General features: G+C 65.8%; 13 protein-coding genes and 1 tRNA gene. 7 read left to right on the forward strand and 7 right to left on the reverse strand.

The genetic code is table 11. From position 1 onward, the window contains the following. Nucleotides 1–171: 171 nt before the first annotated feature. From BRAD3257_RS06530 to BRAD3257_RS06540, 3 genes are all read right to left on the reverse strand, one after another. A tRNA-Val gene (locus tag BRAD3257_RS06530) sits at nucleotides 172–246 on the reverse strand. Between the two features lie 158 nt (nucleotides 247–404). Continuing rightward, nucleotides 405–1,703, reverse strand: a complete 1,299-nt coding sequence (locus BRAD3257_RS06535) for a coiled-coil domain-containing protein (RefSeq protein ID WP_122401173.1) — start codon at nucleotides 1,701–1,703, stop codon at nucleotides 405–407. A gap of 119 nt (nucleotides 1,704–1,822) precedes the next feature. Next, the gene (locus tag BRAD3257_RS06540) at nucleotides 1,823–2,428 is read right to left on the reverse strand and encodes a DUF1134 domain-containing protein (protein WP_122401174.1); all 606 of its coding nucleotides are present in this window, start codon (nucleotides 2,426–2,428) and stop codon (nucleotides 1,823–1,825) included. A gap of 139 nt (nucleotides 2,429–2,567) precedes the next feature. On the opposite strand from BRAD3257_RS06540, the gene BRAD3257_RS06545 reads away from it, so the two are divergent. After that, complete coding sequence (locus BRAD3257_RS06545; protein WP_122401175.1) at nucleotides 2,568–3,050, forward strand: YHS domain-containing (seleno)protein; 483 nt, start codon at nucleotides 2,568–2,570, stop codon at nucleotides 3,048–3,050. On the opposite strand, the gene BRAD3257_RS06550 is transcribed toward BRAD3257_RS06545, so the two are convergent. Further along, nucleotides 3,044–3,871, reverse strand: coding sequence for a 3'(2'),5'-bisphosphate nucleotidase CysQ family protein (locus tag BRAD3257_RS06550; RefSeq protein WP_122401176.1), 828 nt, complete (start codon nucleotides 3,869–3,871; stop codon nucleotides 3,044–3,046). The two genes, BRAD3257_RS06545 and BRAD3257_RS06550, sit on opposite strands and share 7 nt — an antisense overlap. 185 nt (nucleotides 3,872–4,056) lie before the next feature. Here BRAD3257_RS06550 and chpT point away from each other — a divergent pair, with 185 nt between their 5' ends. The 6 genes from chpT to BRAD3257_RS06580 all read left to right on the forward strand — a co-directional run bounded on the left by chpT (nucleotide 4,057) and on the right by BRAD3257_RS06580 (nucleotide 10,787). Next, nucleotides 4,057–4,710: a histidine phosphotransferase ChpT gene (gene chpT / locus BRAD3257_RS06555; protein ID WP_162500141.1), complete on the forward strand. Its 654-nt coding sequence runs from the start codon at nucleotides 4,057–4,059 to the stop codon at nucleotides 4,708–4,710. Between the two features lie 193 nt (nucleotides 4,711–4,903). Continuing rightward, nucleotides 4,904–7,714 (forward strand): hybrid sensor histidine kinase/response regulator, encoded by a 2,811-nt coding sequence (locus BRAD3257_RS06560; protein ID WP_122400448.1) that lies wholly within the window; start codon nucleotides 4,904–4,906, stop codon nucleotides 7,712–7,714. Between the two features lie 24 nt (nucleotides 7,715–7,738). After that, the gene (locus BRAD3257_RS06565; protein WP_122401178.1) at nucleotides 7,739–8,209 is read left to right on the forward strand and encodes a chemotaxis protein CheW; all 471 of its coding nucleotides are present in this window, start codon (nucleotides 7,739–7,741) and stop codon (nucleotides 8,207–8,209) included. Between the two features lie 71 nt (nucleotides 8,210–8,280). Further along, nucleotides 8,281–8,646 carry a response regulator gene (locus BRAD3257_RS06570; RefSeq protein ID WP_007600538.1) on the forward strand — a complete coding sequence of 122 codons (366 nt, stop codon included), beginning with the start codon at nucleotides 8,281–8,283 and terminating at the stop codon, nucleotides 8,644–8,646. A gap of 75 nt (nucleotides 8,647–8,721) precedes the next feature. Further along, nucleotides 8,722–9,918 (forward strand): protein-glutamate methylesterase/protein-glutamine glutaminase, encoded by a 1,197-nt coding sequence (locus BRAD3257_RS06575; protein WP_122401179.1) that lies wholly within the window; start codon nucleotides 8,722–8,724, stop codon nucleotides 9,916–9,918. Next, nucleotides 9,915–10,787, forward strand: coding sequence for a CheR family methyltransferase (locus tag BRAD3257_RS06580; protein WP_122401180.1), 873 nt, complete (start codon nucleotides 9,915–9,917; stop codon nucleotides 10,785–10,787). Before BRAD3257_RS06575 ends, BRAD3257_RS06580 begins: the two co-directional genes overlap by 4 nt. Before the next feature lie 161 nt (nucleotides 10,788–10,948). Here BRAD3257_RS06580 and BRAD3257_RS06585 read toward each other — a convergent pair whose 3' ends face one another. From BRAD3257_RS06585 to BRAD3257_RS06595, 3 genes are read right to left on the reverse strand one after another with little or no spacing between them, the layout of a single operon-like run. Then, a complete protein-coding gene (locus BRAD3257_RS06585; protein WP_122401181.1) occupies nucleotides 10,949–12,109 on the reverse strand; it encodes a glutathionylspermidine synthase family protein in 1,161 nt (386 codons plus the stop codon). Nucleotides 12,110–12,112: 3 nt separating this feature from the next. Then, on the reverse strand, nucleotides 12,113–12,502 hold the full coding sequence (locus tag BRAD3257_RS06590) for a hypothetical protein (RefSeq protein ID WP_122401182.1): 390 nt from the start codon (nucleotides 12,500–12,502) through the stop codon (nucleotides 12,113–12,115). Nucleotide 12,503: 1 nt separating this feature from the next. Beyond that, on the reverse strand, nucleotides 12,504–12,908 hold the full coding sequence (locus BRAD3257_RS06595; protein WP_122401183.1) for a DUF350 domain-containing protein: 405 nt from the start codon (nucleotides 12,906–12,908) through the stop codon (nucleotides 12,504–12,506). Nucleotides 12,909–13,067 lie beyond the last annotated feature (159 nt).

Below are 13,067 nucleotides of genomic sequence, written 5' to 3' on the forward strand. Positions count from 1 at the left end.
TGCCCGACAAGTCAAATCCGATTTCGGAAAAGGCGCAACCCATTGATCCGACTGACGTCGGCTACTGTGCATGGGGTTGTTTTTCGATTTTTTATGGAACGCTCTCGGCAAGCCCTGACGGCGACGCCAGCTGTCCGGATTGCCCGCAACTGGATGGTTCAGGAGGATGGATGGTGGGCGCACAAGGGATCGAACCTTGGACCTCTCCCGTGTGAAGGGAACGCTCTCCCGCTGAGCTATGCGCCCGGGACCATCATGCAGGCGGCCGGACCTTTCGGCCGGCCGGCACATCGGAGCCCGCGATTTAGAAGTGCCGGCCGAAGGTGTCAAGTTTCCAGGCGGCGCGGCGGCGGAAAACCTTCGGCAGGTCGGCAATTCGCGAGGGAAGCCGGATTTTGGGCCGGTTACGCGCCCTGCTGGCGCGCGCGGGAGGCGTGGGCCTGGAGGGCGCGGATGCGTTCGGCGAGCGTTCCGCCGCCTTCGGGCAGGGTGGCAGCGCCCGCGCCATTGGTCGCGGCATCGTTGGCCGGGCGTGGCGCCGGCTTGGGCGGCTGGCCGGCTTCGGCCGCCAGCAGCGCCTCGATCGGCGAGTTCGGGCCTTCGAGCTGCATCGCGAGTTTTGCCACTTCCGCGGCGATGTCGTTGATGCGTTCGCGCAGCAGCGCGTTCTCCATGCGCTCGGTCGCCCAGGAGCTTTCCGCCTGCTGCTGGATCGCGTTGATGTCGCGATGGAGCTTTGCGCGCTCGTCGCGGGCGGAGCGGAGCTGCTCCTCCAACGCGGCCTTCTCCGCGCGGATCGCTGCAAACGCGGCCGACGACTTGCCGCCGCTCAAGGCGGCGATCTCGACGCGCAGCTCCTTGATGGTGCGCTCGGCGGCCTCGTTGGCCTGGCGCAGCTGGTTGTTCTCATAGTCGCGCTCGGCGAGCAGCTTGCCTTGCGTCGCAAGTCGCCCTTCGAGGTCGGCGACGCGGCCCGACAGCATCTCGGCCTCCTTCACCTGCACGATGAGCTGGCGATCGAGCTCGGTGATGCGCTGGCTCAAATTCTCGACGCGGCCGCGGGCCTCGCCGAGTTCGCGCGAGGCGGTCTCGGAGTCGGTCCGCTCCTGCGCGAGGCGAGCTTGCGTGGCGGCAAATTCCTTCTCGGCATCGCCGACGCGGTTCTTCAATTCCTCGATTTGCGCGCGCACGGCAATGAGCTCGACCTGGCGGCTCTCCGCCATCATCGAGCGGTCGGACAGCTCGGCATTGATCCTGGCGAGCTCGGCCTGCTTGTCGGCCAGCGCAATCTCGGCGGCGTGCAACGCCTCGGTCTTGGCGTTGAATTCCTCCTCGGTGGCGCGCAGCTGCTCCTTCATCGCCTTCTCGCGCGCTTCGAGCGCGAAGATCGTGGCGTTCTTCTCGCCAAGCTCGATCTTCATGCGGTTGATGGCGTCGCTCTTCTTGCCGAGCTCGGCGAGCTGGCTCGTGGTCTTGTTCTTGAGCTGCTCGACGCTCATCTCGAGCCGCCGCGCCGACATGGCGAATTCGGCACGGAGCTGGTCCTTGTCGGCCTGGATCTCGGCCATCGACAGCGGAGTCGCGGCCTCCAGCCGGCGCGTGGTCAGGCGCACCGCGCGGTTATGCACCAGCGGCACGATCGCGAGCCAGCACAGCATCGAGAGCAGGAAACCGATCGCCAGGTACATGATCGGTTCGACCATGGGCCAGAACTCCCAAGCTTAAGGAAAAATTCACCAACGACAATGCCATGGCGGGCCGGCAAAAAGCCAGCCCCGCTCTGTCGTTAACCTTGATCCGTAGGCGGATAGGAGGCGAGGACCTAGAACGGGTTCCAGGTCGCCCGCGGGGTGTATTTGAGATAGCCGATATTGGCACCCAGCCGCAGACCGAGGCCGGAGCGGATCGGCACCAGCACGATGTTGTTGGCGGTGAGCGCCGTCATGCCGAATCCGCCGATGATGTAGGCCGAGCCGTCGATGCCGGCGAAGCGCTGGTAGATCGCATTGGTGGCGGGCAGGTTGTAGACCAGCGTCATGGTGCGGGCGCCGTCGCCGCCCCAGTCGAAACCGAGCGAGGGACCCTGCCAGTAGACGCGCAAGTCGCCGGCGTTCTTGGTGTAGAGCGTGCCTTCGCCGTAGCGCAGGCCGGCGACGAAGGCGCCGGAGCCTTCCTCACCCAGGATGTAGCCGTTCGGCAGGCCCCATTGGCTGACCGCCTTCTCGATGATCGAGGCGAGCCCGCGCGAGACGTTGCCGAAGAAGCGGTGGCCGGCCGTGACGAGCTCGTCCGGCCCATAGGTGTTGGGGGACGGGGCTCGCTGCGGCGGCGGCAGGTTGGGCGGCGGCGCCTGCTGGGCGAAGGCCGGCACGATCCAGCCGATCATCGCGGCAAGCGCGAGCGCAGCAAGGCGTGATGCGAAAGTCATAAAAGAACCCCTGGTACCGAATCCGATCGCTTCCTTAACCTGACGCCAACAGGCACGGCTCTAGGTTGCGCCGAATGTCCCCTCGACTCGGATGTTATCCGCAGCAACTATGACGGCACAACGGCAGGAAGATAGCCCTTTGCGCCCCGGAATTGCCTTGATCGGCCTCGTCGGCCTGTTGGCGGGCATCTGGATCATCTGCCCGGGGCTGCCGGCAGCGGCCACCACCACCGAACGGATCGTCGTCAACCGCTTCACCGGCGTCGCCATCGAGGGCTTCGACCCCGTCGCTTATTTCGTTGTTGGCAAGGCCGTGCAGGGGACGGCAGAGTTCGAGGCGAATCTCCGGGGTGCGGTCTGGCGCTTCCGGAACGAGGGCAACCGAGCCTCCTTTCTGGCCCATCCCGAGATCTATGGTCCGCAATTCGGCGGCTACGATCCGGCCGATATCGCCCGCGGCGTCACCATCGCCGGCAATCCGCATTTCTTCGCGATCGTGGCGCAGCGGCTCTATTTGTTCAGCCGGGAAGCGAATCGCGACGCTTTCGTCGCCGATCCCGAGCGCTTCCTCTATGAGGTAGGCAAGCGCTGGCCGACTCTTCAGGAACAGCTCGGTCAGTAGCAGCCTATCCCCTGCGGGTCGCCCCAGGCGATGAATTCCGGGATGATGAAGCCCGTATCGCTGCGCTGGCCGAATCGGAGCTCGCCGCCCTTGCCGTCGGTCACCTTGCCGCCGGCCGCGGTCACGACCGCGCAGCCGGCCCCGACGTCCCATTCCGAGGTCGGCCCGAAACGGGGATAGATGTCGGCGTTGCCTTCCGCGATCCGGCCGAATTTCACGGCCGAGCCGCAGGTCTTCCTGACGGCATTGGGCCTGTTGTCGATGAACGCCTCGCTTTTGGGATCGCCATGGGAGCGGCTCACCGCCGCGATCCAGGGCTCGCCCGGTGCCGGCAGCTTTCGGGTGTGGATCGGCTCGGCCGCCCCGATGGTTGCCCCGTCGAACTTCACCCGCTCGGCGCCGCGCCCGACGATGCCGCGCCAGAGCAGCCCGAGCGCGGGTGCGCTGACGATGCCGAGCAAGGGAACGCCGTCCGTCACCAGGGCGAGGTTGACGGTGAATTCGTCGCGGCCGGCGACGAACTCCTTGGTGCCGTCGAGCGGATCGATCAGGAAGAAGCTGCCCTGAAACGGCGGGGCGGCGAGCTGGGTCCGCTCTTCCGACAGCGTCGGAACGTCGCCCGCGAGCTGCGCCAGGCCGTCGGCGATGATGCGGTCTGCGGCGAGGTCGGCCTCAGTCACCGGTGAGCCGTCCTGCTTGCCCTCGATCCGCATGGCGGAGCGGTTGACGGCAAGGATCGCTTCGCCCGCCTTCACCACCAGTGCGGTGAGCGCCTCCATCAATCCGGATGCGGCCTCGGCATCGATGATCCTCACCTGCATGCCTCATTCATCGGCAAGTCTGCCCTCTCAATTGATTCGCCCGCAGCTCTTATGGCCGCTTCGAGCCTATCGCAAGCTAGCTGCCACCGGCTGGCGAATGTTAGAACCCGCAGCATCCGTCAAGCATGCGTGATTCGCGGCGTCCAGCGCCGTGCAATTCCAGGAACCCTCCAGGACCCCATTATATGTCTGACGCCTCGTCGCCCGCGACCGCTACTGCTCCCGATATGCTCGAACTCGCCGCGCTCCTGTGCTCGCGGGTCTGCCACGATCTCATCAGCCCCGTCGGTGCCATCGTCAACGGGCTCGAAGTGCTCGACGATGATCCCAAGCCGGAAGATCGTGAGTTCGCGCTCGACCTGATCCGCAAGAGCGCCAAGACTGCCTCCGCCCGACTCCAGTTCTGCCGCCTCGCCTTCGGCGCCGCCGGCTCCTCCGGCGCCCAGATCGATCTCGGCGATGCCCAGACCATGGCGCGCGGCCACATCGAGGACGGCAAATGCTCGATCACCTGGAATCTGCCGCGGCTGCTGCTGCCGAAGAATCGCGTCAAGCTGCTGCTCAACATGCTGGTCGTCGCCCAGCATACGATCCCGCGCGGCGGCATGCTGACGGTTGATCCGATCGGCGAGGGCGAGACGATGAGCTTCCGCATCACTGCGACGGGGCACAATGCGCGCCTGCCGCAAAACATCTCCGAGCTCCTGAGCGGCGAGCGCGGGCCTGCCGCAGATGCGCATGCAATCCAGCCTTACTACACGCGGCTGCTCGCGCAGTCCTGCGGGCTAACCGTGACGCTCGCGCCCGAAGGCGAAGCCATCATCGTTAGCGCTTCGTAAAACAGACGCGTCGCGTTCGGCTTCTTAATCGAATCTTTATGAGGCGCTTCGGTTTGTCCGGAGCGCCCTATCTCTTTGTTGGTTCCGTTCTTTTGCACATACTCAACCAATATTAAACGCTTTGCGGTGAAGCTGGCCCCATTCCGAAATGGCGCATCACGCCTCGTGCGCGCCTGTATGAAGGCCTGTTTTCATGGATGATCTGTTGCGGGAGTTTCTGACGGAGACCAGCGAGAGCCTGGACACCGTGGACAACCAGCTGGTGAAGTTCGAGCAGGAGCCGAACAACGCCAAGATCCTGGATAACATCTTCCGCCTGGTCCACACCATCAAGGGCACCTGCGGCTTCCTCGGCCTGCCGCGGCTGGAAGCGCTGGCGCATGCCGGCGAGACCCTGATGGGCAAATTCCGTGACGGCATGCCGGTGACCGGGCAGGCGGTGACGGTGATCCTGTCCTCGATCGACCGCATCAAGGAGATTTTGGCAGGTCTCGAGGCGACCGAAGCCGAGCCTGAGGGCAACGACCGCGACCTCATCGACAAGCTGGAAGCGATGGTCGAGCAGGGCATGGCGGCGATGTCGGCGTCGGCCTCGCCGATCGCGTCCGGCTCGGCGCAGCCGATGCCGAGCGGCACCATTCCGGTTGCTGACGCTCCGCCGCTGGCGCCGGATGCCCCGGCTGCTGCGCCGGCCAAGCAGATGACCACGGGCTCGCTGGTCGAGCAGACCCTGGAGCGCCCGTTGCGTCCGGGCGAAGTCTCGCTCGACGAGCTCGAGCGCGCCTTCCGCGAGACCGCGATCGAAGCGCCGGTGCCTGTTGTCAAAGCTGTGGCCGCGCCTGCGCCGGCCGCCGAAGCACCGGTCGCGAAGGAGGCGGCAAAACCCGCCAAGCCGGCGCCGAAGAAGTCGATGGCCGACGAGACGGCGAGCGAGGGCGACCGCGTCGCCAACCAGTCGATCCGCGTCAACGTGGATACGCTGGAGCATCTGATGACCATGGTCTCCGAGCTGGTCTTGACCCGCAACCAGCTGCTGGAGATCTCGCGGCGCAACGAGGACACCGAGTTCAAGGTGCCCTTGCAGCGCCTCTCCAACGTCACCGCCGAGCTGCAGGAGGGCGTCATGAAGACGCGCATGCAGCCGATCGGCAATGCCTGGCAGAAGCTGCCGCGCATCGTCCGCGACCTCTCGAGCGAACTCGGCAAGCAGATCGAATTGGAGATGCACGGCGCCGACACCGAGCTCGACCGCCAGGTGCTCGACCTGATCAAGGACCCGCTCACCCACATGGTGCGCAACTCCGCCGATCATGGCCTGGAGACCCCCGCCGAGCGCCTCGCCAGCGGCAAGGGCGAGCAGGGCACCATTCGCCTCTCCGCCTATCACGAGGGCGGCCACATCATCATCTGCATCGCCGACAACGGCCGCGGCCTCAACACCGAGAAGATCAAGGCCAAGGCGCTCTCGAGCGGTCTCGTCACCGAGGCCGAGCTGGAGAAGATGAGCGAAGCCCAGATCCACAAGTTCATCTTCGCGCCGGGCTTCTCCACCGCCGCCGCCATCACCTCGGTCTCGGGCCGCGGCGTCGGCATGGACGTGGTGCGCACCAACATCGACCAGATCGGCGGCACCATCGACATCAAGAGCGTGGCCGGCGAGGGCAGCTCGGTCACCATCAAGATCCCGCTGACGCTCGCCATCGTCTCGGCCCTGATCGTGGAAGCCGCCGGCGACCGCTTTGCCATTCCGCAGCTCTCGGTGGTCGAGCTGGTCCGCGCCCGCGCCAACAGCGAGCACCGCATCGAGCGCATCAAGGACACCGCGGTGCTGCGGCTGCGCAACAAGCTGCTGCCGCTGATCCACCTGAAGAAGCTCCTGAAGATCGACGACGGCGCCGCCAGCGATCCCGAGAACGGCTTCATCGTGGTGACGCAGGTCGGCAGCCAGACCTTCGGCATCGTCGTCGACGGCGTGTTCCACACCGAAGAGATCGTGGTCAAGCCGATGTCGACCAAGCTGCGTCACATCGACATGTTCTCCGGCAACACCATCTTGGGCGATGGCGCGGTGATCATGATCATCGACCCCAACGGCATTGCCAAGGCGCTCGGCGCCGCCGGCTCCTCGGCCCACGACATGGCGGATGACGCGGCCGGCCATCACATCGGCTCGGGCGAGCAGACCACCTCGCTGCTGGTGTTCCGCGCCGGCTCGTCGCAGCCCAAGGCGGTCCCGCTCGGCCTCGTCACGCGCCTGGAAGAGCTGCCGGCCGACAAGATCGAGTTCAGTAACGGCCGCTACATGGTGCAGTACCGCGAGCAGCTGATGCCGCTGGTCGCCATGGAAGGCGTCACCATTGCCGGCCAGGGCGCCCAGCCGATCCTGGTGTTCGCCGATGACGGCCGCTCCATGGGCCTCGTCGTCGACGAGATCATCGACATCGTCGAGGAACGGCTCAACATCGAGGTCGGCGGTTCGGGTTCGGGCATTCTCGGCTCGGCGGTGATCAAGGGCCAGGCCACCGAGGTGATCGACGTCGGCCACTTCCTGCCGATGGCGTTCGCCGACTGGTTCACCCGCAAGGAGATGCGGCCGTCGATGCACTCGCAGTCGGTGCTGCTGGTCGACGACTCTGCGTTCTTCCGCAACATGCTGGCGCCGGTGCTGAAGGCCGCCGGCTACCGCGTCCGCACCGCGGGAGGCGCGCAGGAGGGCCTCGCCGCGCTGCGCGCGCAAAACTTCGACGTGATCCTGACCGACATCGAGATGCCGGACATGAACGGGTTCGAGTTCGCCGAAGTGATCCGCGCCGACAACAATCTCGCCGCGACGCCGATCATCGGCCTCTCGGCGCTGGTGTCGCCGGCGGCGATCGAGCGCGGCCGCCAGGCCGGCTTCCACGATTATGTCGCCAAGTTCGACCGTCCCGGTCTGATCGCGGCGCTGAAGGAGCAGACCGCGGGCGCCGCCGGCGCCTCCGAGCTGAGCCGGGCGGCGGCGTAACCAACGGGATCAGGAGACGCGCTTATGAGCAGCAAGACCCACGCCAGCGAAGGCACCATGGTCGAATACGTCACCGCGATGATCGGCGGCCAGCTGTTCGGGCTGCCGATCTCCCGCGTCCAGGACGTGTTCATGCCCGAGCGCGTCACCCGCGTGCCCTTGTCCTCGCGCGAGATCGCCGGCGTCTTGAACCTGCGCGGCCGCATCGTCACCGTGGTCGACATGCGCGCCCGTCTCGGCCTGCCCAGACCTGAGGACGGCAAGACGGCGATGGCGGTCGGCGTCGACCTGCGCGGCGAATCCTACGGCCTCCTGATCGACCAGATCGGCGAGGTGCTGCGCCTGCCCGAGGACGGCAAGGAGGAGAACCCCGTCAACCTCGACCCCCGCATGGCCAAGCTCGCCGGCGGTGTCCACCGCCTCGACGGCCAGCTCATGGTCGTCCTCGACGTCGATCGCGTCCTCGAGCTTGCGCCCGAAATGATGGCGGCCTGATACGGCGGCGCTGCCGCCGGCGGGCCTGCAATTGGAAGTGTCCCCGCAGAGGGGAGGAAGCAGAGGTTCACATGCGAACTTGTCTCGTCGTTGATGATTCCAGCGTCATTCGCAAGGTTGCGCGCCGGATCCTGGAAGGCCTCGACTTCCAGATCCTCGAAGCCGAGGACGGTGAGAAGGCGCTGGAGGCCTGCAAGCGCGGCCTGCCCGATGCGGTGCTGCTCGACTGGAACATGCCGGTCATGGATGGCTACGAGTTCCTCGGCCATCTCCGCCGCATGCCCGGCGGGGACCAGCCCAAGGTCGTGTTCTGCACCACCGAGAACGACGTCGCGCATATTGCGCGCGCGCTGCACGCCGGCGCCAACGAATACATCATGAAGCCGTTCGACAAGGACATCGTGACGGCGAAGTTCCAGGAAGTCGGCCTGATCTGAGCGATTGTCCGGAGGCTGAACGGATCCTCCGGCGCTTGTTTTCAACTGAACCGTTTCAGTCTGAGTTGGTGAGTAATGAGTATTGCGTTCGCAGGTAATTCGACTACAGGCACGTCGCGCGAAGCCGGACCGCTGCGGGTGATGATCGTCGACGACTCCGTCGTCATCCGCGGTCTGATCTCGCGTTGGATCGGCGCCGAGCACGACATGGAGGTTGCGGCCTCGCTGCGCACAGGGCTCGAGGCGGTCAACCAGCTGGAACGCATCAACCCCGACGTCGCCGTGCTCGACATCGAGATGCCCGAGCTCGATGGCCTCTCGGCGCTGCCGCGGCTGCTGGCAAAGCAGCGCGATCTCGTCATCATCATGGCCTCGACGCTGACCCGCCGCAACGCGGAGATCAGCTTCAAGGCGCTGTCGCTCGGCGCGGCCGATTACATCCCCAAACCGGAGTCGACGCGCGAGGCGGCAGCCGCGGACATTTTTCATCACGACCTGATCCAGAAGATCCGCCATCTCGGTGCGCGGCTGCGTCGCAGGCCCGCGGTTGCGAGCCCGCCGCTGGCGCCCGCGAGCCCGTCTCCGGCCGCGCGCGGTCCGGTTGCGCGGCCTGTCGCGCCTGCGCCCGCTCCGGCCGTGCACGCGCCCTCGTCAGGATCGCCGTCGACGCGTCCGTTCTCGGCCCAGGCGCCCAAGGTGCTGCTGATCGGCTCCTCGACTGGCGGTCCCCAGGCGCTGATGTCGCTTGTCACCGAGCTTGGCCCCGTGATCGACCGCTTCCCGGTGCTGATCACCCAGCACATGCCACCGACCTTCACCACCATCCTTGCCGAGCATCTGGCGCGTTCGAGCCGCCGGCCGGCAGCCGAGGCGGTCGACCGCGAGCCGGTGAAGCCGGGACGGATCTATCTTGCGCCCGGCGGCAAGCACATGCGTGTGGCGCGCAGCGGCGCGGATGTCGTGATCGGGCTCGACGACGGCCCCGCCGTCAATTTCTGCAAGCCCGCGGTCGATCCGCTCTTCACCTCCGCCATCGACGTCTGGCACGGCAGCATCCTCTCCGTGATCCTGACGGGCATGGGCTCGGACGGCATGCGTGGCGGCAAGGACATCGTCGCGGCCGGCGGCAGCGTGATCGCGCAGGACGAAGCCTCCAGCGTGGTCTGGGGCATGCCGGGCGCAGCGGCCAATGCCGGCATCTGCGCGGCGATCCTGCCGCTCAACCAGATCGGCGCCAAGGTCAACCGCCTGTTCGCGGGAGACCGCTCGTGACGCCCTTGGATTACGATTATCTGCGCAAGTTCCTGAAGGAACGCTCCGGTCTCGATCTCTCCGCCGACAAGCAATATCTGGTCGAGAGCCGACTGCTGCCGCTCGCCCGCAAGGCAAGCCTATCAGGCATTCCCGATCTCGTCCTGAAGATCAGGAACGGCGACGGCCGGCTTGCGACCGATGTGGTCGAAGCGATGACCACCAACGAGACGTTCTTCTACCGCGACAAGATTCCGTTCGATAACCTGCGCGACACCATCCTGCCGGGCCTCATCCAGGCGCGCGCGGCGCGCAAGTCGCTTCGCATCTGGTCGGCGGCCTCCTCGACCGGGCAGGAGCCCTATTCGATCGCGATGTGCGTGAAGGAGATGGGAGCTGCTCTCGCCGGCTGGCGTATCGAGATCGTCGCCACCGACCTGTCGCAGGAGGTGCTGGAGAAATCCAAGGCCGGCGTCTACAGCCAGTTCGAGGTGCAGCGCGGCCTGCCGATCCAGCTTCTGGTGAAATACTTCACGCAAACCGGCGAGCTCTGGCAGCTCAACCCCGACATTCGCGCCATGGTGCAGTTTCGTCAGCTCAACCTGCTGCAGGACTTCTCCCATCTCGGCACGTTCGACGTGATCTTCTGCCGCAACGTGCTGATCTATTTCGATCAGGATACAAAGGCCGTGATCTTCGAGCGCCTGGCGAAAGCGATGGAAGCCGACGGCACGCTGCTGCTTGGGGCCGCCGAATCCGTCGTCGGCATCACGGATGCGTTCCGCCCGATCTCCGACCGTCGCGGTCTCTACCAGCTTAACCCCGCGCGCTCCGGCCGGGCGATGGGCGTATTGATGCCGCAGCCGCTGAAGGTCGCTGCGGCGCGGTGAACAGCTTCTCGTCATTCCGGGGCCGCGCCTAAGCGAGGAGCCCGGAATCCATAACCACAGGCCTCCGAGATGGGCAGGCCGTTGGACGTGGGGCCGTTCGATCTGCCTGTGGCTATGGATTCCGGGTTCGCGACGACGTCGCGCCCCGGAATGAGGGGCCCTCACAGAATCGCATGCGGCAGAAACCGCGAGCGGTTGCCGGTGATCGGGCTCTCGTCTTCGCGGATCGACAGGCCGCAGGGTTCGTGATTCACCAGCCAGCTTCCCACCACGGGATAGAAGCCTGAGAAATTCGGCAGCGGGGACAGCGCCTGGCGCACGAAACCTTCGGCGCCATAGGGGCCATTCTGTTCATCGAGCGGCATTCCGCCGGACACAATCGTGACGTTGGCGCCCTCGCGCGAGAGCAGCGGCTTGCGCACATAGGAGCTGCCGAGCTCGGCAGCGCGCGGGTCGTCCTCGAAGAAGGCCGGCAGCAGGTTGGGATGGTTCGGAAACATCTCCCAGAGCAGCGGCAGAATGCCCTTGTTCGAGAGCACCGCCTTCCATGGCGGCTCGATCCAGCGCGTCGGAGCACCCTTGAGCTTTGCGCCGAATGCGTCTCGGAACATCCACTCCCAGGGATAGAGCTTGAAGGCGAGTGCGATGTCGCCATCGTCGAGATCGACGAAGCCACCAGGCTCGTCGTGCCAGCCGACCTGCTCGATGTCGAGCAGCCTGGTCGAGAGCCCGGCCTGGCGTGCGGTGTCTTCGAGATAAGCGAGCGTGCCGGCGTCTTCCTCGTTGCCGGTGATGCCGGTGAGATGGACGTGGCGGCCGCTAGCGATCTCCTTCCACGTCGCGATCAGCCGCTCATGGATCGAGTTGAACTGATCGGCACGCGACGGGATCATGCGGCGTTCGATCGCCTGCTCGAGCCAGGTCCATTGAAACACGGCGGCCTCGAAGATCGAGGTCGGCGTGTCCGCGTTGTATTCGAGCAACTTTGCCGGCGATTTGCCGTCGAACTTCAAATCGAGCCGGCCATAGAGGCTGCGGTCGTCGCGCTTCCAGCTCTCGGCGATCAGGCCCCAGAACGCTTCCGGAATCTTCAAGCGCCGCAAGGAGTGCTCGTCGCCGATGATGCGGCCGGCAAGCTCCAGGCACATCGCGTCGATCTCGCCGGTCGGCGTCTCGATGTCACGCTCGATCTCGTCCAGCGTGAAGCCGTAATAGGCGCGCTCGTCCCAATAGCGCTCGCCGTCGATGGTGTGGAAGACGAAGCCGCATTTCGCTGCGGTCTCTCGCCAGTCGTCGCGCTCGAGACAGGTGATGCGCTGCATGGGTCATCCGCCGCCCGAGAAGCCGTGGCCGAACGAGCCGAAGCCACCGCGGCTCACGCTATGAGAGCCCGAGTCGGAAGATGTTCCCGACGAGGAATGGCTCGAGGAATCGCTGCTGAAGACGCTCGATCGCGACGACCAATGCGGGCTGCTGCCGCCTGACGAACTGCTGCCGCTGCTGCTGCAGGTCGTGGTCGTCTGCCCCGGTACGGCCCCGGGAGAGGGCTCGCAGGTCTGCCGCGGCATCAGCGTGTAGGCGGTGGTGCCGACCGCGATCGTGCCCATCACCAGCAGCGCGACATGGCCGGAGCGCTTCACCGGTGGCTGCGCAGGCGGTGGTTCAACCACTGGCCGGCGCTTGCCGAATTCCTTCTTGGAGGGCTTGTCGGCCATCTCAGTAGATCATGCTGGCGGCGTTGAGGAGGCCCGCGGCGAGCGAGGACAGGCCGAGCCAGATCGCCGGGGCAAGCTCGCCGGCGGAGATCCGCGCCGACAGATTGGGGACCGGGACCTTGACGAGGAAGAACACGATGACCTGCACCACCAGTGCGATGGTCGCCCAGATCAGGCAGTCCAGCACATTGGCCGAATGCGCGATGGCGCTGACCAGCGGCGCCGCGAAGCCGAGCAGGCTGAGCCCGAGCGCGATCGCTGCGGCCGGCTCGTTATCCCGGATGAGCTGGAATTCGTCATGGGCCGTGATGCGGGTGTAGACGAACAGATAGGCCACGATCGCGATCAGCCCGGTGCAGAAATAGACCAGGAAGGCGGGCAGGCCGGCGAGTGATTGCAGGAGCATCGTTCCCCATCGTGCAGCGACCATTCGTCGGCAGGGGAAGGCTAGCGGTTCAAACGTTAAGCTTCGGATGAAGCTGCCCCCCAAAAACGAAAACCCCGCCATTTGCGGCGGGGGCCAGGCTGGGAGGAGCGAGCCCTTTCGGGCTCGCGACGTAACCCG

The organism is Bradyrhizobium vignae (assembly GCF_900324035.1).
In the GTDB taxonomy this organism is placed as follows: Bacteria; Pseudomonadota; Alphaproteobacteria; order Rhizobiales; family Xanthobacteraceae; genus Bradyrhizobium; species Bradyrhizobium vignae.